This is a genomic window from Collinsella sp. AF16-8 (assembly GCF_003462695.1).
In the GTDB taxonomy this organism is placed as follows: domain Bacteria; phylum Actinomycetota; class Coriobacteriia; order Coriobacteriales; family Coriobacteriaceae; genus Collinsella.
On the sequence record NZ_QRXX01000007.1, the window covers coordinates 105862 to 128283 of the forward strand.

Sequence of the window (22422 nt, forward strand, 5' to 3'; positions counted from 1 at the left end):
CCCTCGGGGTTCACAAGGAGCTAACGCCACGGCGATGCCGTGAGGAAAAGGCGAAGCAGTCTGGCTTGGGGCGCGAGGCGGTTCGCCCGCGCGTCCTATACAGTAATGTCCCTTGCCCAGGATTCCCACCTGGTTCCCTCCGCAAGCCAGCGCGGGCTGTGCAGGCGCCGCGCCGGTCATTTCCTTTTATCCGATTGTCATATGCTCGTTGCCGAAACTTTTACTATGATAGTGGGCACTTGTGAACGTGTCAAAGCCAGCGCGGGCGGCATTGCGCCTCCTGCCTGCGTATTTGCGCCGATTGCTGCCGCAGGCGCCGTGTTTTGCCCGCTGCGCGAATGGCGGCGTAAACGGTTGCGATGAGAAACGGGAAGGGAAGGCTCGGATGATTCATATCGTTGGCGCAGGCTCGGGCGCCGCCGACCTTATCACGCTGCGCGGGGCGCGCCTTCTGCGCGCGGCCGACGTGGTCGTTTGGGCGGGAAGCCTTGTGAATCCCGAGCTGCTCGCCGAGTGCAAGGAATCCTGCGTCGTCTACGACAGCGCGCACATGACCTTGGAGGAAGTGCTCGGCGTGATGTGCGCGGCAGATGCGCGGGGCGAGGAAGTGGTGCGCCTGCACACGGGCGACCCGTGCCTGTACGGCGCCATCCAGGAGCAGATGGACGCGCTCGACGCGCGCGGCGTGGACTACGAGGTGGTGCCCGGCGTCTCGAGCTTTTGCGGTGCCGCGGCGGCGCTTCGCCAGGAATACACGCTGCCGGGAATCAGCCAGTCGGTCGTGATCACGCGGCTTTCCGGACGTACCCCCATGCCCGCGGGCGAGGGCATGCGCACCATGGCGGAAAGCGGCTCGACTATGGTCATCTTCCTGAGCTCGGGTATGCTCGCCGAGCTTTCCGCCGAGCTTTTGGGCGCGGGCCGCAGCTCCGACGAGCCGGCGGCGCTCGTGTACAAGGCGACCTGGCCTGAGGAGCGCGTGGTGCGCTGCACAGTGGGCACGCTCGCCGATGCGGGCGCGCGAGAGGGCATCGACCGCACGGCGCTCGTGGTGGTGGGCCGCGTGCTCGGAGCTCGCGGCGGGCTTGCGCACGACGGCGCGCAAGCGGAGTCGTACGAGCGCAGCAAGCTTTACGACCCTTCGTTTGCCACAGGGTATCGGAAGGCGAGCAGCTAGCATGGCCTTCGAGCACTACATATATACCGGGACGACCCGCCTGCGCTGCGGCTACACCACGGGGAGCTGCGCCGCGCTCGCGGCGAAGGCGGCCTGCGAGATGCTCTTGTCACGAAAGCCCGTCGGCCGCGTGTCGATCGTCACCCCCGGCGGGCTGCCCGTCGAGGCGAACGTGGTCGACGCATGCATCGGCGAGGGGTGCGCCCAGTGCGCCGTGCGAAAGGACGCAGGCGACGATGCCGATGTGACCGACGGCGTGCTCGTGTACGCGCGCGTGGAACATGCGGGGTCGGGCACGGGCACTGCGGGCAGCAAGGGCGTGCCCGCGCGCGAATCGGAAGTTTCCGTCGATGGCGGCGTGGGCGTGGGGCGCGTGACGTTGCCCGGGCTCGAGCAGCCGGTGGGGGCGGCCGCCATCAACGCGACGCCGCGCGCGATGATCACTTCGGCGGTGCGCGAGGTGTGTGCCGCGCACGGCTTTTCTGGAAATATTGCTGTGACGATTTCGGTACCCGAGGGTGTTGCCCTTGCCGAAAAGACCTTCAACCCGCACCTGGGGATAGAGGACGGCATTTCCATCCTGGGCACGACGGGCATCGTCGAGCCGCGCAGCCTTGCTGCCTTGCGCGACAGCATCGAGCTCGAGATCCGGCAGCATGCGGCTATGGGGCGGCGCGGAGTCGTGCTCACGCCCGGCAACTACGGCGGGCAGTTCATCTCGGGGCATTTCCACCTAAACGGTGCGCCGGTGGTCTTCATCTCCAACTTCGTGGGCGATGCGATTGATTGCTGCGTTCGCGAGGGATTTACCAATGTCCTTCTTGTGGGGCACATCGGCAAGCTGGTGAAGGTTGCGGGCGGCATCATGGACACCCATTCGCGTACCGCCGACTGCCGCGCGGAGATTCTGGCCGCCCACGCGGCCTTGGCCGGCGCTGGCGCGAAGACCGTGCGCGAGATCATGTCGTCGGTCACGACCACGGCGGCGCTCGAGGTAATCGAGGCCGCCGGCGTGGGGGACGCTGCGCGCGCCTCGCTCGCTGCGGCAATCGATGACAGGTTGCGCCGCCGCGCGGCGGGCGCATGCGACATCGCCGCGGTCGTGTTCGACGCCGAGCGCCAAGAGCTTTTCCGCACGTCGGGCGCCGATGCAGTTATCGGGGAATTGGGGGCTACGTATGAGTAAAGGCGTGCTGTACGGGGTGGGCACGGGGCCTGGCGACCCCGAGCTGCTCACGATCAAGGCCGTCCGCACAATCGAATCGTGTCCGGTCATCGCCGCACCGCAGACGGCGGACGGGGTCATGGTCGCGCTCGACATCGTGCGCGGCGCCGTCGACCTTACAGGCAAGACGGTGATCCCCGTGCGATTCTTGATGACGCGCGACGTCGAGCGCCGCGCGGCCGAGCATGCCTCGCTTGTTCGCGAGCTTGTCGCGCACCTGGATGCGGTCCGCGACGTCGCGCTGCTGAACCTGGGGGACCCGAGCATCTACGCCACCTTCCAGCGCATAGCGCCCGACGTGCGCGCCCGCGGGTTCGAGGCGCGCGCCATTCCCGGCGTGCCGAGCTTCTGCGCGGTCGCCGCGGCGCTCGAGCGCGACCTCACGCCCGAGATGTCGTCGCCTCTGCACATCGTGCCCGGCGGCTACGACGACGTGCGCCGCGCAATCGGCTGGCCGGGGGCGAAGGTGGTCATGAAGGCGCGCCGCTCGCTTGCGGACACGAAGTGCATCCTTCGCGAGGAGGGCGCCTTCGACGGTGCCGAGCTCGTAGAGGACTGTGGGCTTCCGGGCGAGCGCGTGTACCGCTCGGTCGACGATGTGCCCGATCGGGGCAGCTACTTCTCGACGATGGTGGTGCGCTAGATGAGGGTTTCCTGCATAGCGTTCACTGAGAGGGGATATGCGTTGGCGGAGCGCACCGCACGCGCGCTTTCCGATTGCGCGCAGACAGGTGAAGATGACCCTGGCTGGGACGTTTCCGTTTCGCGCGGGTTCGGCGAGGGGAAGGCCGACCTGCGCGCATGGACGGCGCTCGCGTGGGAAGCGTCGGACGCGCTCCTGTTCGTGGGCGCGGCGGGCATCGCCGTGCGGGCGATCGCGCCGCATGTCGCCTCGAAGGCAAGCGATTCCGCGGTTGTGGCGATCGACGAGGCGGGGCGCTTTGCCGTCTCGCTTTTGTCGGGGCATTTGGGCGGTGCGAACGAGTTTGCGCAAATTGTGGCACGCGCGGCAGGGGCCACCCCCGTCATCACCACGGCGACCGACGTCCGCGGCGTGTGGGCGGTGGATACGTGGGCTCGCTGTGCGGGGCTCGCCGTTTCGAATCCCGAGGCTATCAAGCGAGTGTCGGCGCGGCTGCTTTCGGGCGGGCGCGTGGCGCTCTATTCCGACATGCCGATTTCGGGACAGCCGCCTGAGGGGGTTGACATTGCGTCCGACCGCGCTCGGGCCGATATCGTCGTGTCGCCGTTCGCTGGCGCGAATGCGGGTGCGTCCGTTCGCGCGGCGGAGACAACGGGCGAGGTCGTGCCCGCCGGTGAGACGGGGAAGCCGGCGGGCGTGCGGGCGCAGGCGCCTGTGCCCGAGCCGCTTCGCCTTGTCGTGCCCTGCATCGTTGCGGGCATAGGGTGCCGTCGCGGTGCGTGCGCCGAAGCGATCGGGGAGGCGTTTCTTCTCGCGTGCGGGCAGGCGGGCATCTTGCCTTCGGCCGTGCGCGAGGCGGCGACGATCGACGTGAAGGCGCACGAGGAGGGTCTGCTCGCCTTCTGCCGCGCGCGCAATATACCGCTTGCGACGTATTCCGCAGAGGAGTTGTCGCAGGTCGAAGGCAGCGTTTCGTCATCTGATTTCGTGCGCGCGACGGTGGGGGTCGACAACGTGTGCGAGCGCGCGGCGCTCGCGGGCGGGGGCAAACTTATCTTCCCGAAGCTCGCTCACGGCGGCGTGACCGTCGCGTTATCCAAGGTAACTATCGAACTTTCGTTTAAGGAGCGGTGATGGGAAAGCTCTTCGTGGTGGGGATCGGCCCGGGCGGCCCCGACGGCATGACGATTGCGGCTCGGCGCGCGCTCGAGGCGGCCGACATCGTTGTGGGGTACACGAAATACGTGGAGCTCGCGCTCGCCGCCGTGCCCGACGTGGCGCATCTCGCGACGCCGATGATGCACGAGGTCGAACGGTGCCGCCTGGCGCTTTCGCGCGCGCAGAGCGGAGAAGCCGTGGCGCTCGTGTGCAGCGGTGACGCGGGTGTGTACGGCATGGCGAGCCCCGTGCTGGAGCTTGCTGAGGACTACCCCGATGTAGACGTGGAAGTTATCGCCGGGGCCACCGCGGCTCAGAGCGGGTCGGCGGTGCTCGGCGCCCCGCTTGCCCACGACTTCGCGGTCGTGTCGCTCTCCGACCTGCTCACGCCGTGGGAGGTCATCGAGCGCAGACTCGCCGCCGTGGCGAGCGCCGACTTCTGCATCTGCTTGTACAACCCGCGCAGCAGAAAGCGCGCCGACAGGCTCTCGCGCGCGGCGAAGATTATGCTCGAATGGAAGGCCCCCGACACGCTCTGCGGTTGGGTGCGCAACATCGGGCGCGAGGGGCAGCAGTCGGGCATGTGCAGGCTCTCCGAGCTGGGGGAGTTCGACGCCGACATGTTCACCACCGTGTTCGTCGGCAACGCGGGCACGAAGCGCGTAGGCGGCCGTATGGTCACGCCGCGCGGGTATCGGGAGATTCCATGCGAAAGGTAGCGATCATCGGGGCGGGGCCCGGAAACCCCGACTTGCTCTCGCGCGCGGCGCTCGACGCGATCGACATCGCCGACGTGGTCATCGGCGCTCATCGCGCGCTTGTCGGCATCGACGTGCCGCCCGACGTGGTGAGATGCGAGCTCGTGAAGACGGCGGACATCGTCGCCGCGCTCACCGATGCGGCGTCGTGGCAGCGCGCCGTGGTCGTGATGACGGGCGATGTGGGGCTGTTCAGCGGCGCGCGCCGCCTGGTGGAGGCGCTCTCCGGCGACGCGCAGGTGGACGTGCGCGTCATTCCCGGCATAAGCTCAGCGTCGTATCTCGCCGCGCGCCTCGCGCGTCCATGGCAGGATTGGCGCTTCGCGAGCGCTCACGGCGTGGCGTGCGACATCGTGGCCGAGGCCGAGCGCGCAGGTGAGCTCTTCCTCGCCACGTCGGGCGGGGAAGACCCCTCGCGGCTTTCGGGCGAGCTTGTGAAGGCGGGCTTCGGGGACGCGCGCGTGACGGTGGCCGAGCGCCTGTCGTACCCCGACGAGCGCATCACCTGCGCGACCGCAAGTGAAATCGCAGGTCAGAAGTTCGACGACTTGAACGTTATGCTTATCGAGTTCGCAGGCGGCGCCGGGTCGCCTGCGGGCTCTAGCGCAGCCTCCGAGGCGTCGGCCGGCGCGTCTGCGCCCGCGGCGGCTTCTTCCGCGGCGGACTCTGCGGGCGCATCCCGCGCCGCGAGCCCCCGCTGGCCGTACGCTTCCTCGGGCATTCCCGACGAGCTCTTCATCCGCGGCGACGTTCCCATGACCAAGCAGGAGGTGCGCGCCGTCGCGCTCGCGAAGCTGCGCCTTACCGCGACCGACACCGTGTGGGATGTCGGCGCCGGCACGGGGAGCGTGTCGATCGAGGCGGCGCTCGTCGCGCGAGCGGGGTCGGTATGGGCGGTCGAGCGCAACGCGGCCGGCGTGCGGCTCATCCGAGAGAACGCGGATGCATTCGGGTGCGGCAACGTGCATGCGGTCCCCGGTGTCGCCCCCGAAGCGCTCGCGAAACTGCCCGTCCCCGACGCCGTGTTCGTCGGCGGGAGCGCGGGTGAGCTTCCCTCCATCGTGGAGACGGCGCTCGAGAAGAACTCGCAGGTTCGCCTGTGCGTGCCATGCGTCACCGTTGAGACGCTCACCGAGGCGTGCGCGCTCCTCTCGGGTTCGCGCTTTAAGGGGTTCGAGGCGTGCCAGGTGTCGGCCGCCCGCGCCGAGGCTGTAGGCTCGCACCATCTTATGAAGGCGCAAAACCCCGTGTTCCTCGTCAGCGCGCGTGGTGCGGGCGCGGATGCCGAGGAGCTTGCCGATGTCGGGGCGCTTGTTGAGTCGCCTGTCGGGGAGGACCCCTCTGCCGAGGGGAAACCATCCGTTGAGGTGGTCTCGCTTGCTAACTGCAACGCCGCAGGTGGGGAAGGCGGTGCCCGGTGAGCACGTCCATCCCGCGCTTCATGGTCGCTGCGCCTTCGAGCGGGAGCGGCAAGACGGTTGTCACGTGCGCGCTCCTGCGCGCGCTCGCGCGTCGCGGCCTTGCATGCGCGGCCTTTAAATGCGGTCCCGACTACATTGACCCGCTCTTTCACCGCCGCGTCGTGGGTGCGCGCTCGGGCAACTTAGACGGCTTCTTCGCTGACGCCCCGACGCTGCGCGCCCTGCTCGCACGCGGCGCCGCGGGCGCGGATGTCGCGGTGCTCGAGGGGGCCATGGGCTTCTACGACGGCATGGCGCCCGGCGTGGCCGAAGCGAGCAGCTACCAGGTTGCGCGCGACACGGAAACGCCGGTCGTTTTAGTGGTGAACGGGCGCGGGGCGTCTTTATCGCTCGCCGCCGTAATCCGCGGCATCGCCGAGTTCCTGCCTTGTGCGAACGTGCGCGGCGTCGTGCTGAACAAGACGAGCGCCGCTGCCTGCGCCTACGCGGCGCCTGCGATCGAGAAGCACACGGGCGTCGCGGTTTTGGGGAATATCCCCGCCGACGAGGCGTTCTCGCTCGAAAGCCGGCATCTGGGGCTTGTGACCGCCGACGAGGTCGAGCAGCTCTCCGCGCGCCTCGACAAGATGGCCGAGCTGGTGGAAAAGAGCGTCGACGTCGACCGCTTGCTCGAAATGGCGGCGACGGCACCCGATATCCGCGAGGAACCTTACCGGTTGGAGTCGATCGCGGGAACGCGGCCCATCGTCGCCGTCGCGCGTGACGAGGCGTTCTCGTTCTACTACGAGGAGAACCTGCGCGCGCTCGAGGACCTGGGTTGCGAGCTGGCCTTTTTCAGCCCCCTGTGTGATAGCGAGTTGCCCCGGGGGGAAAGCGCCCTCTATCTGGGGGGCGGCTACCCGGAGCTCCATGCGCGGCAGCTCTCCGAGAACGCGCCGATGCGCGAGGCGGTGTTGCGCGCGGTGGATTCCGGCATGCCGACGGTCGCCGAATGCGGTGGGTTTCTGTACCTGCAGCGCGAAATCGCCGATAGTGAGGGGCGGCGCTGGCCTGTTGCGGGCGCCCTTGACGGCGCAAGCGAGAATGGGGGAAGGCTGTCCCATTTCGGGTACGTGGAGCTTACTTCCCAACGCGACGGGCTCTACGGGCCGCGCGGCACACGCATCCGCGCGCACGAGTTCCACTACTGGCAGTCCACCTGCCCGGGCGGCGACTTCTGGGCGCAGAAGCCCCGGCGCGACAAGGGCTGGCCGTGCATGTCGACCACCCCGTCCCTGGTTGCGGGCTTCCCGCATGTGTATTATCCTGCGAACCCCGACGTTGCGCGCGCGTTCGCGTCTGCCGCAGCGTCGTTTGCAGAGAGGAGACGGCATGGCTGAAGCAACCGAAACCGAGCTTGCCTGCATCCGCGAGGAAGTCGAGCGCGCGTTCTCGTCGGCGCCGGGCGCCGTGCTCGAAGCCATGCTCTCTCGGATCGAGCCCGCAGACGAGTGCGCCCGCGCCGCCGCGTACGCCGCGTGGGACTCCATCGCGCATCCCTTGGGGGGATTGGGCGACTTTGAAGACGCCGTCGCGTGTATCGCCGCAGCTCAGGGGAGCGCCGAGGTGGCCGAGTTTCCCCGTGCGCTCGCGGTATTCTTCTCCGACAACGGGGTCGTTGCCGAAGGCGTGTCGCAAAGCGGGCAAGACGTGACGCGAGCCGTCGCGCGCAACATGTGCGAGGGGGCCACGAGCGCCTGCCGCATGGCGGCGTTCGCGGGTGCCGAGGTCGTGCCCGTCGACGTGGGTATGGCCCGGGGCATAGAAGACGCGCGCATGGTGCGCGCGAACGTGCGGCGGGGGAGTGGCAACATCGCGCACGGCTCCGCTATGTCTCGAGATGGGGCCGTGCGCGCGATCGAGGTCGGAATCGCCGTCGCGTGCGGGCTTGCCCGCGCCGGCGTGCGCCTTCTCGCCGCGGGCGAGATGGGCATCGGCAACACGACCACCTCGGCGGCGGTGGCCGCAGTGCTCATCCGGGCGGACGCGCGGAGCCTCGTCGGGCGCGGCGCGGGGCTCTCGGACGCCTCGCTCGCGCGCAAGCGCGACGTGGTCGAGCGCGCTATCGACGCGAACTCGCCCGATCCCGCCGACCCGATCGACGTGCTCTCGAAGGTGGGCGGCTTCGACATCGCGGCGATGTGCGGCTTCTACCTGGGGGCCGCGGCCTCGAAGGCGCCGGCGCTCCTCGACGGGGTCATATCCTGCACGGCGGCTCTGTGCGCGGCGCGCCTGTGCCCCAACGCCTTGGGCTACCTCCTGGGCACCCACGCATCAAGTGAACCCGCAAGCCAGGAGCTCCTTCGCGAGCTCGGCATAAAGGCACCCCTTGACGCAGGTATGCACTTGGGCGAGGGCGCGGGCGCCATGGCGTATCTGCCCCTTCTGGATTCGGCGCTGCGCGTATACCGGGATGGGAAGACGTTCACGGCGACTGGCATGGCTGCTTACGAGCATTTCGAGGCCGGGAAATGACGGTGACGCTCGTCATCGGCGCCGCCGCGAGCGGCAAGAGCGCCTACGCCGAGTCCCTTTGCCTCGGGCACGACGGCCCCCGCGTGTACCTGGCAACGATGGAGCCCTTCGGGGAAGAGGGCGCCCGCCGCATCGCGCGCCATCGGGCGCTGCGCGAGGGCAAGGGGTTTTCCACCCTCGAGTGCACGCGTGACGTGGGCGCCGCAGTGCCCGGGCTTCCGCGCGGCTGCACGCTTCTTTTGGAGGACGTGGGCAACCTGGTTGCGAACGAGCTTTTCGCGGAAGGCGGCTTGTCCCCACGTGACCCCGACGCTGCGGCGCGCGAGGTGCTCGGAGGCATTGAACGGCTCGCTCAGGCCGCTGCGTATACGGTGGTGGTCACCGTCGACGTGTTCGCCGATGGGATGCGCTACGATGAAGGGACCGAGGCATGGAGGCGCGCGCTCGCGCGCGTGAACGCGGGTGTGGCGGCGCTGGCCGATCGCGCAGTCGAAGTGGTATGCGGGATTCCCGTGTGTATGAAAGGCGAAGGACCTACAAGGTGAAGATAGTAGAGGCAATCGGCGCGGCGTTCGGAACGTTCTCGCGCATCCCCGTCCCGAAATCGGCCTGGACCGATTTCGGGTCAACCCATGCGCTTGCCGTGTTTCCCCTGGTGGGCCTTGCGGAAGGCTTCCTCATGACGGCGTGGGGGTACGTGGCGAACCTGCTCGGCGTGCCCGCGACCATCGTCGCGGCCGTGCTCGTGGCGCTGCCTGTGGCGGTGACGGGAGGCATCCACCTAGACGGGCTCTGCGACACCTCCGATGCGCTTGCAAGTTGGGCCCCGCGCGAGCGAAAGCTCGAGATCATGCACGACCCGCGGGCGGGCGCCTTCGGGGTCATCGGTGTTGTTGTGTACCTTATTCTGCAGTTTTCCCTGTTCACCGCGCTGCCGCTTACGGCGGGGGCGTTCCTCGCGCTTCTGTGCTCGCTCGTGTTCTCCCGCTCGCTTTCGGGGCTCGCCGTTGAATACTGGCCTGCCGCGCGGGCGGACGGCATGGCCGCGGGGCTCTCGCCTGCGAAGAAGCGCGCGGCGATCGTCGTGCCGCTTTGCGCTTTCGCAGCGGCTTCGGCTGCAGGGATGGTCGCGTGCGCTCAGGCCGTCGGCGCCCTTATGGCGGTGGCGGGGCTTTTGGTGCTCGCGTGGTACCGCCATGTTGCCCTGTCCCGCTTCGGCGGGGTGACGGGGGATTTGGCCGGATGGTTTCTGCAATGGGCCGAGCTCGCGATGCTTGCCATGCTGGTGGTGGGGGGCATGCTCCTATGATGCTCGTGGTAGGTGGCGCGCATTCGGGGAAGAGGACCTTCGTGCGCGAAAAACTCGGGTTCGCGGCGGACGATTTCGTCGACGCGGCGCAGCTTGCGGAGGGCGGCGTGCCCGCGGCTTTTGCCGGCCGCGTCGCATACCATGCTGAGGAACTCGTACGCGCGCTCGACGCTGACCGGGCGCTCGAGCGGCTGATCGGCTTCGACGCAGTGATTCTGCCCTTGGTCGGCTCGGGGGTCGTCCCCATGAGTGCGGAAGACGCCCAATGGCGCGAGCGCGCGGGGCGCCTGGGATGCGCGCTCGCTGCGCGCGCCGACGTCGTCGTGCGCATGACGTGCGGGATTCCCCAGGTCATCAAAGGAAACCTTGCCGATGCACCTCGATGGGCGCAGGGTGCGGGCGCGCCTTTGGAAGTCGTCTTCGTGCGCCATGGTGCCACGGCGGGCACGGAAGACCATCGCTACAGCGGGGCGGGCACCGACGAGCCCCTGTCGAGCGCGGGCGAGCGCGCTTTGCGCGACCTCGCGTGCTATCGTGACGTGTTCCGTGTTATCACGAGCGGCATGGCCCGCACCGACCAGACGGCGCGCATCCTCTTCCCGAACGCGGAGTTTATGGCGTGCCCCGGTCTGCGCGAGATGGATTTCGGCGACTTCGAGGGGCGAAGCGCCGCCGAGCTTAAAGAGGATGCGCGCTACCGCGCTTGGGTAGACTCCTGGTGCGAGACGCGCTGCCCGCATGGCGAGGGCAAGAGCGATTTCACCCGCCGCGTCGTCGCGGCGTTTCGGGAGGCGTGCGAATCGGAGCGCGTCCAGGGGAGTGGGCGCGCCGTCTTCGTCGTTCACGCGGGTACCGTGAAAGCGCTGCTCTCCGAGCTAGCTGTCCCGAAAATGGGATACTTCGACGTGCATACCGAGCCGGGCGGCGCATGGGCCGCCACCTGGGATGGGCGCTGCCTTCGCGACGTTCGCCCCGCTTCGGGGGGCGATGCCCGGTGATGACGATTCTTGCCGTCGCCGCCGGGATCGCGACCGACCTTGCCTTCGGCGACCCGCGCTGGCTTCCCCATCCCGTCGTCGCCATGGGGCGCGCGATCACGTGGGCCGAAGGCCGCCTGCGGCGCGCATTCCCGCAAACGTCCGCGGGCACGCGCGCCGCAGGACTTGTGCTCGCCGTGGCGCTTCCGCTTGCGTGTGGGCTTTTGACCTGGGGAATCCTGCATCTTTGCGGCATGGTTCACTCCGGCCTGCGCTTCGTGGCCGAGGCATGGGCGAGCTATCAGATTCTCGCGGCATGTGAGCTGCGCCGCCAGAGCCTGGCCGTGGCCCGTGCGTTCTCGAGGGGCGGCCTTGTCGCGGCGCGTGAAGCTGTCGGGCTCATCGTGGGACGCGACACGTCTGTTCTCGACGAGCAGGGCGTCGCGCGCGCCGCCGTGGAAACGGTGGCGGAGAACGCGAGCGACGGCGTCATCGCGCCGCTTTTCTACCTTATGATCGGGGGTGCGCCCTTGGGCATGGCGTACAAGGCGGTGAATACGCTCGACAGCATGGTGGGCTACAAAAACGAGCGCTACATCGACTTCGGCTGCGCCTCGGCGCGCCTCGACGATGCGGCGAACTGGATTCCCTCGCGCTTATCGGCCCTGCTTATGATCGCCGTATGCCCGATCGTCGGGCTCGACGCGCGCGGGGCGGCGCACATCTGGCGCCGCGACAGGCGTCGCCATGCGAGCCCGAACGCGGCGCAGACCGAGTCGGCGTGCGCGGGCGCGCTCGGGCTGCGCCTGGCGGGACCCGCGGTGTATTTCGGCAAGCTCGTTGAGAAACCGACGATAGGCGACGCGTCCCGCGAAATCGAGTGGGGCGACATCGCCCGGGCGACAAGGCTTATGCTCGCCGCGTCCGTATGCGCGCTCGTCGTCTTCGGTGCCGCGCGCGCGGCGGTCGTGCTCGCCGTGGGGGCGATGGCATGAGGGAAGACCACGCCGCGCCCCGGGCTGCCGGGGGAATCCTGCGCGCCCGTGCGCATGGGGGTAGCACGCAATCGCTCGGCATCGCTTGCGAAGGGAGTGCCTCCGACCTCATTGACTTCTCGGTGAACGTGAATCCGGCAGGCCCCTCGCCGCGCGCCGTCGCCGCAGCTTGCAAGGCGCTTTCTCGAATCGACGCCTACCCCGATAGGGAAAGCCTCGCCCTCGTTCGCGCGCTAGCGCGCGACCAGGGCATTCCCGAAGATACTATCGTCTGCGGCGCGGGCGCGTCCGACATCATCTGGCGGCTCGCCGCGGCGGTGCGCTCGAAACGCCTCGTCGTGTGCGCGCCGACGTTCTCTGAATATGCGGAGGCGGCATCGTACTACGGCGCATGCGTGCAGGAGTTCCCGCTCTCCGAAGCGGACGACTTCGACGTGCCTGCCTCCTTCGCCCGCGCGATCGAGGGGCCGAGAGACGTGGCGTACCTCTGCAATCCGAACAACCCGACGGGGCGCCTCGTCGACCCCCGTGTGATCGATGCTGCGGCCTGCCGCTGCGAGCAGGTGGGCGCGCTGCTCGTCGTGGACGAGTGCTTTCTCGGATTTGCGCCCGACGCCCGCGAAAGGAGCGTGGCCGCACGCGCCGCGTGTTCGCGCCATGTGGCCGTGCTCTCCGCGTTCACCAAGCTCTACGGAATGGCGGGGTTGCGGTTGGGATATCTGATCAGCGGAAACGCCCAACTCATCGAGGGGATTCGCCGGGCGGGGCAGGCGTGGCCCGTCTCCTCGGTCGCCGAGGCCGCGGGCATCGCCGCCCTGGAGGACGTTGAATACGTCTCGCGCACGCGCGATGTATTGGCGGGCGAGCGAGCGTGGCTTTCCCATGAGCTCTCCTCGCTCGGGCTTTCCGTCGTGCCGTCGGATGCGAACTTCCTTTTAGTCCGCACGCCGGCGAAAGACATCCCCGAGCGCCTGTATAAACAGGGGGTTTTGGTCCGCACGTGCGACTCGTTTTCGGTACTGTCCCGTTTCTGGTGCCGCGTCGCGGTGCGCACGCGCAAGGAGAATGCCCGGCTTGCGATGGCGTTCGGCCGTGCGCTTCGGGCGGAAGGCGCATCGGGCGAAGGCGAACCCGACGAACGGGGCGGCGCTTCTTGCAGCGGCGCTATGGCGGGCGCGGATGGCCGAGGCTCGGCGAAGGAGGTCGATACCCGTGGGTAGGGCGAAGCCCATCATGATCCAGGGCACCATGTCGAACGCGGGGAAGAGCCTGCTTGCGGCTGGGCTGTGCCGCGTGCTTTCGCAGGACGGCCTGCGCGTGACTCCCTTCAAGAGCCAGAACATGGCACTCAACAGCGGTGTCACGGCCGACGGGCTCGAGATGGGGCGCGCCCAGATCATGCAGGCCGAGGCGTGCGGCATCGCGCCCGACGTGCGCATGAACCCCATCCTGCTCAAGCCCGAAAGCGGCCACCGAAGCCAGCTCATCGTGGCCGGCAAGGCGCAGGGAGCCTTCGCTGCGAGGGACTACTTCGCGCGAAAGAAGGCGCTCATGCCGCAGATTTTGGAGGCGTTCGATTCGCTCGCGGAGGAAAACGACGTCATCGTCATCGAGGGCGCCGGCAGCCCCGCCGAAATCAACCTTGCCGAAAATGACATCGTCAACATGGGGCTCGCGCGCGCCGTGTCCTCCCCCGTGCTGCTTGCGGGCGACATCGACCCGGGCGGGGTATTTGCCCAGCTCTACGGCACGGTCGCGCTCCTTGCGCCCGAGGACCGCGCGCTTTTGCGGGGGCTTGTGGTGAACAAGTTCCGCGGCGATGTGGAAATCCTGCGCCCGGGTTTGGCCCCGCTCGAGAAGATGTGCGGGGTTCCCGTCGTGGGTGTCGTGCCGTATCTTACGCTCGACCTGGACGACGAGGACTCGCTCGCGCCGCGCCTATCTGCCCGCGAGGCGCGCGGCGTCATCGACGTCGCCGTCGTGCGTCTTCCGCATCTGTCGAACTTCACCGACTTCGACCCGCTTTCGCGCGTGCCCGGCGTGGGCGTGCGCTACGTTTCCTCGACGACCGATCTGGGCCGACCCGACCTGGTGGTGCTCCCCGGCTCGAAGACTACGCTCGACGACGCGCGCTGGCTTGCGGCTAGCGGCATCGGAGCCTGTGTACGCGCGCTTTCGGGCGCGGGCACGCCGGTGCTCGGCATATGCGGAGGCTACCAGCTTTTGGGAGACGAGCTTTCCGACCCGCACGGCAGGGAAGGCGCTGGCACCGCGCGCGGGCTCGGGCTCATCCCTGCAAGTACGGTGTTCAAGGAGGAAAAGCGCCTCGCCCAGTCGGAGCTGCGCATCACGGGCGCCCAAGGCGCGTTCTCGGCGTGGAACGGCATGACGGCGCGCGGGTACGAGATTCACGACGGCGAAACGACCGTCTCCTGCGCCCCTGCGGGCACAATTGGCGGCAAACCGGAAGGCGCGGCCTGCGGAAACGTGTTCGGAACCTATCTCCACGGCCTGTTCGACGAACCGGGGGTTGCGCTCGCCCTCGCACGCTCGCTCGCGCGCATGCGCGGCCTGCCCGAGAGCGTCGTGGGTGCTGCGGGCGCGGCGTCCGCGGCCGATCACCGTGCGCGCGAGTTTGACCGTCTGGCCGACGTCGTGCGCGGGGCGCTCGACATGGAGTATGTCTACCGCATTATCGAGGAGGGCGTATGATCCACGTGTATCATGGCGACGGCAAAGGCAAGACCACGGCGGCGATGGGCCTCGCCCTTCGCATGCTCGCTGCAGGCCGCCGCGTCGTCGTCGTGCAGTTCCTGAAAGACGGCGAAAGCGGGGAGGTGCGCCTGCTCGCCGAGCATTTTGGCGTGCCCGTGTTCGCGGGGAAGGCGTCGGACAAGTTTACCTGGTCGATGACGTCGGAAGAACTTGCCGCGACGTGCGAGCTGCACGATGGGAACCTCGCTTCCGCGCTCGCCGAGCTCGAGGGCGCGCAAGAGGGACTGCTCGTGCTCGACGAGGCGCTCGACGCGCTTTCGAAGGGGCTTGTCGACGAGGCACTCGTGGACCGCGCGCTCGATATGTCCGCGCGCGGCGTCGAAGTAGCGCTCACCGGGCGCGCGCCTTCCCGCAAGATCGTGGAGAAGGCCGACTACATAACCGAGATGCGGTGCGAGAAACATCCCTACGAGCAGGGGATATGTGCAAGGGAAGGAGTGGAGTACTAGATGGATTCCAAGGAGATGGCGCCCGGCGACATCGAGCGGCGCAGCTTCGAGATCATCACCGAAGAGCTCGGCGGCCGCACGTTCCCGCCGCTCGAAGAGCCCGTCGTGAAGCGCGTCATCCACACCACTGCCGACTTCTCGTACGCCGATTCCCTCGTGTTCACCCATGACGCCGCGCACTGTGCGCTCGACGCACTGCGCGCAGGGGCCACGGTGCTCACCGACACGAACATGGCGCTCGCAGGCATAAGCAAGCCCGCGCTCGCGAAGCTCGGCTGCAAGGCCGTGTGCTACATGGCCGACCCTGATGTCGCCGCGGCTGCGCGCGCCGCGGGCACGACTCGCGCCGTCGCGAGCATGGACAAAGCTAGCGGCATCGAGGGTCCGCTCATCGTGGCCGTCGGCAACGCTCCCACAGCACTTCTGCGCCTCGCCGAGCTCATGGACGCGGGGAAGATCGCGCCCGCGCTCGTCGTTGGGGTGCCGGTCGGGTTTGTGAACGTGGTCGAGGCGAAAGAGGAGCTACTCGCACGACGCGTGCCGGCCATCGTCGCGAGGGGTCGCAAGGGCGGCTCGACCGTGGCGGCTGCCATTATGAACGCGCTGCTCTACCAGATCACGCGCCCAGGCGGCCCGAAGTGACGGCGCCCGCATCCGCGCCGGCGCTGCGCATCTTCGCCGGCACCACCGAGGGCCGCCTTCTGTGCGAATGGGCGAGCGGGGCGGGCATCCCCACCCGTGCCTATGCGGCAACCGAGTACGGAGGCGAGCTTTTGGGCGAGCTTCCGGGCATCGAGGTGCATGCGGGCAGGCTCGACGATGCCGACATGGAACGCGAGCTTTCCGGCGCGCGCTTCGTCGTCGACGCCACGCACCCCTTCGCTACGCTCGCAAGCGGCAACATCCGGGCCGCTTCGCTCGCCGTGGGTGCACGATGCCTGCGCCTTGCGCGCCCGGTCGAGGCGCTGCCCAAAGGCGTCGTGCCGGTCGCGTCGATCGCCTGCGCGGCGCGCTTTCTCTCCGAGAACCCGGGTCGTGTTCTTCTCACGACGGGGAGCAAGGAGCTTGCTCCCTACACGCGCGTCGCCGATTTCGCGGAACGCTTCTTTGTGCGTGTGCTCCCGCTGCCCGGTGCTATAACGAAGTGCATCGACGCGGGGTTTTCGCCGTCACACGTCATCGGCATGCAGGGGCCCTTCACCCGCGAGCTCAACGAGGCGATGCTTCGGCAGGTGGGCGCCCAGTGGCTTGTGACCAAGGACTCGGGAACCGTAGGCGGCACGGCTGAGAAGCTCGCCGCAGCGCGCGCCGTGGGAGCGCGCTGCATCGTGGTCACCCGTCCCGCCGAGGGAGGCGGGGCCCTTTCGCTTCGGGAAGTGGAAGACGCGCTCTTACGGGAGTTCGCGCGCTAGGCGCTCGCCGCGCCTGCGCGCCCTCCCGCCCGCGTGGGGGTGTTCCTGTAGTTCTGTCAAGAAGGATTCGCCCTTTCGATAGGCGTTTTTGGCAATGCTGACGCAGGCCCTGCCGGGCCCAGGCCGACTTCGGCGAGGCCGATCTCTACGTTTCCGGCGTCCGCACCCCCAAACGGTCCCTAATTCGCCGTAACTTGTTGGTGGAGGCTTACTGGTAGCGTAGGCACTCCACCGGGTTGAGCTTTGCCGCGCGGCGAGCGGGGTAGAAGCCAAAGATTACGCCGATGCCGACGGAGACGCCGAAGGCCAGCAGCACCGTGGCGATTGAAAAGCTCGGTGTGATCTCCCCACTGGCACCGAGCTCGTTGAGAACCCCTGATCCTGCGGCAAACATCGCGAGGCCCCAGGCCAGCAGATAGCCAATCAGGACACCCAGCAGGCCACCGGTGACGCACAGCGCCGAGGACTCGGCCAAAAACTGCGCGGTGATATCGCGGCGACTGGCGCCCAAGGCACGGCGAATACCGATCTCGCGGATGCGCTCAGTCACGTTGGTAAGCATCATATTCATAATGCCGATTCCGCCGACAAGCAGTGAGATACTGGCGACAGCGCCCATGATGAGCGAGAAGGCGCCCATAAACGAGTTGAGTGCATCGATGGCGCTTTTCATAGAGGTCGCCGATACGCTGTCGTACTCATCATCCTCCGAGATGCCCTTCATCGCGCGCACCTTAGACTCGATGGTCTTGCAGAGCTCGTCCATGTCCGTGCCCTCGGCAGCAAGTGCCGTCACGCTGGGGAATGAAGGATTCTCGTCGCCAAACAGGCCGGAGATGGTTTCGCGTGGCATATACAGCGTGAGCGAGCCCATGGAGTCGCTGCCGCCATCAATCACGCCTATAATCTGCACCTCGCCGTTGGACACCTTGATGGTTTTCCCCAGTGCGTCCTGTTCGTTGCCGTAAAGCTGATCGGCGCCGCCACGGCTGATGAGCGCCACGCGCGAGCCTGATTGAGACTCGGCCTGTGAATAGACGCGTCCCGCAACGAGCTTGCTGGCACCCACCGCGTCGAGCATGTCGCTGTCGACACCCTGTGCCATGACGGTATAGCTTTTATCGCCAGACTTGTACTCGGTATACGCACTGTCGACAATGCCGATCTGCTCTATCTGCGGCACCAGTTTTTGAAGCTTCTGGACGTCCGAATCGGTGAGTTCTTGGGACGAATAGATCTGCACCATGCGGGCTGCGTTGAGGCCCAGGCTGTTGACCAAGCTGTTTTGGATGCCGCCGATGAGCGAGGTCATGGCGATGACCGAGGCGATGCCAATGACGATGCCAAGGATGGTGAGCAGGCTGCGTCCCTTGTTGGCCTCGAGCGAGTGAAGGGCTTCTTGGACAAGATCGCGGGTGCTCATGCCTTCGCTCCTTTCGGCTGATTGGTGGTTGCAGAAATCGCGGGCAGGTTTTTGACGGCCCCGCGTAACGTATTCGGTGTATGCGCGACATATGCGCCGTCATGGATTCGCCCGTCACGGATGGTTACGGCTCGATCGGCCTCGGCGGCGATGCCGGGGTCATGCGTGATGAGTACGATGGTCTTGCCGCGTTTCTGGAGCTTGTGGAAGGTTTCCATGACGAGCGCCCCGGTTGTCGAGTCTAGATTTCCCGTTGGCTCGTCGGCCAAAATGATGGGCGGGTCGTTGACGAGGGCGCGCGCGATGGCGACGCGCTGCATCTGTCCGCCCGAGAGTTCCGATATGCGGTGGTCCCAATGGTCGACCGGCAGTGTGACGGCTTGCAGCGCGTGCACGGCGCGCATCTCGCGCTGGCTACGCGGCACATTGGTGTAGGACAGCGGCAGCATGACGTTTTCGATCACCGTCAGACGCGGCAGCAAGTTAAAACTCTGAAAGACAAAGCCGATGCTCAGCGCGCGCACCTCGGTGAGCTCGTCATCGTCGAGCTCGGCGACGTTGAGCCCTTGCAGGAAATAATCACCCGCCGTCGGCTTGTCCAGGCAGCCCAGGATGTTCATGAGTGTCGACTTGCCCGAGCCCGAGGGGCCGGTGATGGCGACGAACTCACCGGGGTTCACCGCCAGGCTCACGTTGTGCAGGATGTGGGCGCAACCGGCCTCGCTCTCAAAGATGCGGTGCACGTTGCGGATGTCGATGACGGGACGCATTACTTGCCCTCGTCGGCAGGCATGTTGTCGCCGCCGTCTGCCGTCATGCCTGTGCCGGTATCCGTCACGATGGTGTCGCCGTCGCGTAACTTGGTAACCGGGACGTCTGGGTTGATCTCGTTGCCCTGGTCGTCGCGCTTGACCTGCGTCTTACCGACTACAGCCTCGTTGTCGTTTTGCGTCACGACGGTCACCTTCACGCGGCGCGTCTTTTTACCCTCCGAATCGGTGGCAAAATTGACGTAATAGTGCTCGCCATCTTCGGTCATCAGCGCCATGGTCGGCACCATCACCACGTCGTCGAGCTTCTCGGTCACTACCGAGACCTCGGCAGTCATACCCGGCTTAAGGCGACTGTCAGGTGCTTCGATGAGGATGTCGACGTTAAAGGTCACACTGCCGCCGCTCCCGGAGGAGGAGTCGGAGTTTGCCACCGAGGCGATAGCCGTGACGGTGCCCTGGCTCACGATATCGGGAAACGCGGGGTAGGTCACGTTGGCGCTTTGGCCCACGGCAATTTTGGCGATATCCTTTTCGCCCACCTGAACCGTCACCTTCATCTTGGACAGGTCGGCGATCTGCATGCACTGCTTGCTGCCGCTCGTATCGCTTTCGCCCATGATCATTCCGCCTGTTACCGTGGCGCCGACCTTGGCGTTGAGCTCCACGATGCTGCCCGAGCTCGGGGCCGTGACCGTACGGCTGGCGGCCTTGGCGTTCGCCTGATCGAGGTTTGCCTGGGCCGATGCGAGGCTGCGCTGCGCGGCCGATACAGCGTTCGTGTCCGCTGATGCGGCGGAGATGCCAGCCGCTGCGGAAGCTCCATCGACGTCCGTCGTTGGGGTGGCCTGCGCGGCAGCTGCGGCTTTCTGCGCGTTGGCGAGGTCTTCCTGAGCGGCTGCTACTGCACGCTGCGACTCGGCAACGTTGCGATCGAGCTCGTCGTTTTTAATGGTCATGAGCACGTCGCCCTCGTTGACGGATTGGCCTGCCTGCACGTTGATCGAATCGACCGTGCCGTCGACAGAAGGGGAGACCACTGAGGACGAAATGGGTTTGAGCTGGCCTTTCGCCTCGACCGTTGTGGTAAACGTGCCCTCGGTCACCATGTCGGTCACAGGCCCGCTAGCGCCCTGCGGCTGCGCATTGATAACTAGGGTTGCGACAATTGCAATGAGCGCGATGACACCCACGATGCCGGCGGCAATGCCGCGTCGAATCAGCTTTTTGCGTCGACGTTCGGCACGCTTTGCCTTGAGCTTTGCATAGGCTTCTTCATCGGAGATATCGGTCGAATCGTCGAGACTCGTTTGGGGCTGCTTGGTGTCTGCAGCGCTGATAATCGGCAGGGTCTCGGTGGCATCTTGGGGCATGCGATCGGAATCGTCAGGACCCGGATTGATCGTGGGGACCTTGGACATAGCGTCTCCTTTATCGATATGGCTCCGATAAGTATATACGCCCGTCGCGATAGGCGGGCGTATAGAAGTTGCGGATGACGGTACTGTAAGTTTTGTCGCCGTGCTGTTTACTTGTTGTAGACGTTAGCTGCGTTACGAGTGCACGACCACGCAGAGGCCGACTTTGATGCGCTCGTGGAGCGACTTGGCATCGGCCAGACGCAGGTTGATACAACCGTGGCTACCGCACCACTTGTACGATTCGGCGTTATCGAAACTCGAATCGTTTTGCCAGGTGGCGTCGTGGAATCCGACCATATTGCCCTCAAACGGCATCCAGTAGCTAACCGGGCTCTCGTATTTGGGCTTGCCGGTCTCGGGGTCCTTGGCACCGATGAGTTTGCTGGCGCCATCGTTGCTGTTGATCTGCCATACGCCCTCGGGGGTGGCGTCTTCGCCCGGTTTGCCGGAAATAAAGTTGGCCTCCCACACAATATTGCCGCTCTCGTCGTAGTAGCGCGCGTGCTGCTCGGACAGATCGACATCGACGTATGCCTTCCAGTCAGGCTCTCCCTTTGCGGTAAAGGTGTCGGCCTTCTGGGAGTACTTGATATCGATTTCGCCGGTCTGCTTGTTGTTAATGGCGTCTTCGACCTGCTTGGCGAGCGAGGTACTGTCGATGGACCAACCAAAGTCGCCGCCTTCGACGGCGCACTGCTTGCCATCGGCGCGCGTCCACCAGCGAGTGGAGCCCACGGTATTAAAGCCGTTGGCGAGCTCGGCTGCCCAGCTGCTGATCTGCGACGTATCGAGCGTGGGGTTGGCCGGATCGGCAAAGCTGATCCACTGCAACACGGAGCTGCCATCAACCTTGCCGGCATCCTCGCCGTTGAGCTTGAGGGTCACGTTGACGCCCAAGAAGTTGTTGGCGGCATCGCATGCGGCCTGAATCTGATCATCGGTCAGCGTTCCATTGAGCGGCTCATAGGCATCGTTGCCGAGCTTGGAAAGATCTACGGTCTCGGCCAGCGAGGCAAGCTCGAGCTCGGCATACTTAATGACATGCTCGCGGTTGAGTTTTTCGTTGGAGCGCGCCTTCTCGACGGTAAACTTGCCGGCCTGCTCGTCATAGGAGCTATTGGCCTCGAACGCGCCCGAACGCCCCTCGTTAAACTCGTCGATGGCGGCGCCCAGATCCTTCTCAAACTGCTTTTGGTCAAAGGTGTCGGAGAGCATGGACAGGTCGACGTCTTGATCAAGATCGACTTCGTTGGAGCTAGCGGTTGTTTTGGTCTTGCCGCTTAAGGATTCTACAAGGCGAACCGGCCATACAATGGCTTCGTTGCGGCTGATAATCTCTTTTGCGGCAGCTTCGCCGTCGACAATGGGCTCATCGGACTCGGGCTGATAGGTCCAGCTAAAATCATCGCCCGCCACGGTGAGCTTATAGTGCTTCCACGCCGAATTGACCTTGGTGGCGGCAGACGAAGCGTTTGAGAACGAGACGTCGACGCCGGCGATGGTGGTGTTGGGGTAGGCTACCTGCGAAAACGCTACGACGCCTACGATATAGACAATGACGATAAGACCCAGGACGACAAAGAGCGTCGTCTTTTTTCCTGACTTATTGTTCTCGGCGGGTTTGCGCGCGGGGCCGCGATCGCCTCGACCGTGCGTGGGGGGCTGCTTGGGCGTATTGCCGTTTGCCTGGCGCTGCTGACGTTGCTGGCGCTGCTGGTTCGGGCGTTGCGAAGCGTTTGCCGCACCACGCTGCTGACTGTGGCTCGGCGCGATAGGACGCGGCGACTGAACGCCGCCGGTGTGCCTGCTCGGCTGCTGCGGATCGGGAATCAGTTGAGTTCGATCGTTTTGCGACATCGTATGCATATCCTTCGAATTTCGCCTTGCGGCTCATCGTGTTTTTACTGGGCTTGCATTATAGCGATTGCCCTGCTGTTTGTGGTACGGAAACGGTGGCATTCGAAAGAGCTGGGACATTTGTCCCACCTTCGAGTC

Annotated in this window: 21 protein-coding genes; 17 read left to right on the forward strand and 4 right to left on the reverse strand. The window is 66.2% G+C overall.

Annotated elements, in window-relative coordinates:
• Positions 1-385: 385 nt before the first annotated feature.
• From cobM to cobK, 17 genes are read left to right on the forward strand one after another with little or no spacing between them, the layout of a single operon-like run.
• Entirely contained in the window at positions 386-1177 is a 792-nt protein-coding gene (cobM, locus tag DWW73_RS07435) for a precorrin-4 C(11)-methyltransferase (RefSeq protein WP_117779191.1), read from the forward strand.
• A complete protein-coding gene (gene cbiD, locus DWW73_RS07440) occupies positions 1146-2363 on the forward strand; it encodes a cobalt-precorrin-5B (C(1))-methyltransferase CbiD (RefSeq protein WP_233509157.1) in 1218 nt (405 codons plus the stop codon). The genes cobM and cbiD overlap by 32 nt, the downstream gene beginning before the upstream one ends.
• A gap of 16 nt (positions 2364-2379) precedes the next feature.
• Entirely contained in the window at positions 2380-3045 is a 666-nt protein-coding gene (gene cobI, locus DWW73_RS07445; protein ID WP_199413486.1) for a precorrin-2 C(20)-methyltransferase, read from the forward strand.
• Entirely contained in the window at positions 3046-4179 is a 1134-nt protein-coding gene (locus DWW73_RS07450) for a cobalt-precorrin 5A hydrolase (RefSeq protein WP_117779193.1), read from the forward strand. It begins immediately after the preceding gene.
• Positions 4179-4922 carry a precorrin-3B C(17)-methyltransferase gene (gene cobJ / locus DWW73_RS07455; protein WP_117779194.1) on the forward strand — a complete coding sequence of 248 codons (744 nt, stop codon included), beginning with the start codon at positions 4179-4181 and terminating at the stop codon, positions 4920-4922. The genes DWW73_RS07450 and cobJ overlap by 1 nt, the downstream gene beginning before the upstream one ends.
• On the forward strand, positions 4910-6382 hold the full coding sequence (gene cbiE / locus DWW73_RS07460; RefSeq protein WP_117779195.1) for a precorrin-6y C5,15-methyltransferase (decarboxylating) subunit CbiE: 1473 nt from the start codon (positions 4910-4912) through the stop codon (positions 6380-6382). Before cobJ ends, cbiE begins: the two co-directional genes overlap by 13 nt.
• Positions 6379-7761, forward strand: a complete 1383-nt coding sequence (locus DWW73_RS07465; protein WP_233509158.1) for a cobyrinate a,c-diamide synthase — start codon at positions 6379-6381, stop codon at positions 7759-7761. The genes cbiE and DWW73_RS07465 overlap by 4 nt, the downstream gene beginning before the upstream one ends.
• Positions 7754-8896, forward strand: coding sequence for a nicotinate-nucleotide--dimethylbenzimidazole phosphoribosyltransferase (locus DWW73_RS07470; RefSeq protein WP_117779196.1), 1143 nt, complete (start codon positions 7754-7756; stop codon positions 8894-8896). The genes DWW73_RS07465 and DWW73_RS07470 overlap by 8 nt, the downstream gene beginning before the upstream one ends.
• Positions 8893-9441, forward strand: coding sequence for a bifunctional adenosylcobinamide kinase/adenosylcobinamide-phosphate guanylyltransferase (locus tag DWW73_RS07475; RefSeq protein WP_117779234.1), 549 nt, complete (start codon positions 8893-8895; stop codon positions 9439-9441). Before DWW73_RS07470 ends, DWW73_RS07475 begins: the two co-directional genes overlap by 4 nt.
• On the forward strand, positions 9438-10205 hold the full coding sequence (gene cobS, locus DWW73_RS07480; protein WP_158563799.1) for an adenosylcobinamide-GDP ribazoletransferase: 768 nt from the start codon (positions 9438-9440) through the stop codon (positions 10203-10205). Before DWW73_RS07475 ends, cobS begins: the two co-directional genes overlap by 4 nt.
• Positions 10206-10246: 41 nt before the next feature.
• Complete coding sequence (locus DWW73_RS07485) at positions 10247-11203, forward strand: histidine phosphatase family protein (RefSeq protein ID WP_233509160.1); 957 nt, start codon at positions 10247-10249, stop codon at positions 11201-11203.
• Complete coding sequence (cbiB, locus tag DWW73_RS07490) at positions 11203-12177, forward strand: adenosylcobinamide-phosphate synthase CbiB (protein ID WP_117779199.1); 975 nt, start codon at positions 11203-11205, stop codon at positions 12175-12177. The genes DWW73_RS07485 and cbiB overlap by 1 nt, the downstream gene beginning before the upstream one ends.
• Positions 12174-13397 carry a histidinol-phosphate transaminase gene (locus DWW73_RS07495; protein ID WP_158563800.1) on the forward strand — a complete coding sequence of 408 codons (1224 nt, stop codon included), beginning with the start codon at positions 12174-12176 and terminating at the stop codon, positions 13395-13397. The genes cbiB and DWW73_RS07495 overlap by 4 nt, the downstream gene beginning before the upstream one ends.
• Positions 13390-14889 (forward strand): cobyric acid synthase, encoded by a 1500-nt coding sequence (locus tag DWW73_RS07500; protein WP_233509161.1) that lies wholly within the window; start codon positions 13390-13392, stop codon positions 14887-14889. The genes DWW73_RS07495 and DWW73_RS07500 overlap by 8 nt, the downstream gene beginning before the upstream one ends.
• Positions 14886-15401, forward strand: a complete 516-nt coding sequence (locus DWW73_RS07505; RefSeq protein WP_117639409.1) for a cob(I)yrinic acid a,c-diamide adenosyltransferase — start codon at positions 14886-14888, stop codon at positions 15399-15401. Before DWW73_RS07500 ends, DWW73_RS07505 begins: the two co-directional genes overlap by 4 nt.
• Entirely contained in the window at positions 15402-16043 is a 642-nt protein-coding gene (locus DWW73_RS07510) for a precorrin-8X methylmutase (RefSeq protein ID WP_117779202.1), read from the forward strand.
• The gene (gene cobK, locus DWW73_RS07515; protein ID WP_117779203.1) at positions 16040-16813 is read left to right on the forward strand and encodes a precorrin-6A reductase; all 774 of its coding nucleotides are present in this window, start codon (positions 16040-16042) and stop codon (positions 16811-16813) included. Before DWW73_RS07510 ends, cobK begins: the two co-directional genes overlap by 4 nt.
• 208 nt (positions 16814-17021) lie before the next feature.
• Here cobK and DWW73_RS07520 read toward each other — a convergent pair whose 3' ends face one another.
• The 4 genes from DWW73_RS07520 to DWW73_RS07535 form a co-directional block, all read right to left on the reverse strand.
• Positions 17022-18236, reverse strand: coding sequence for an ABC transporter permease (locus DWW73_RS07520; protein WP_117779204.1), 1215 nt, complete (start codon positions 18234-18236; stop codon positions 17022-17024).
• Complete coding sequence (locus tag DWW73_RS07525) at positions 18233-19006, reverse strand: ABC transporter ATP-binding protein (RefSeq protein WP_055250391.1); 774 nt, start codon at positions 19004-19006, stop codon at positions 18233-18235. Before DWW73_RS07525 ends, DWW73_RS07520 begins: the two co-directional genes overlap by 4 nt.
• On the reverse strand, positions 19006-20427 hold the full coding sequence (locus tag DWW73_RS07530; RefSeq protein ID WP_117779205.1) for an efflux RND transporter periplasmic adaptor subunit: 1422 nt from the start codon (positions 20425-20427) through the stop codon (positions 19006-19008). Before DWW73_RS07530 ends, DWW73_RS07525 begins: the two co-directional genes overlap by 1 nt.
• 132 nt (positions 20428-20559) lie before the next feature.
• Positions 20560-22284 carry a L,D-transpeptidase gene (locus DWW73_RS07535; protein WP_158563801.1) on the reverse strand — a complete coding sequence of 575 codons (1725 nt, stop codon included), beginning with the start codon at positions 22282-22284 and terminating at the stop codon, positions 20560-20562.
• Positions 22285-22422: the final 138 nt, after the last annotated feature.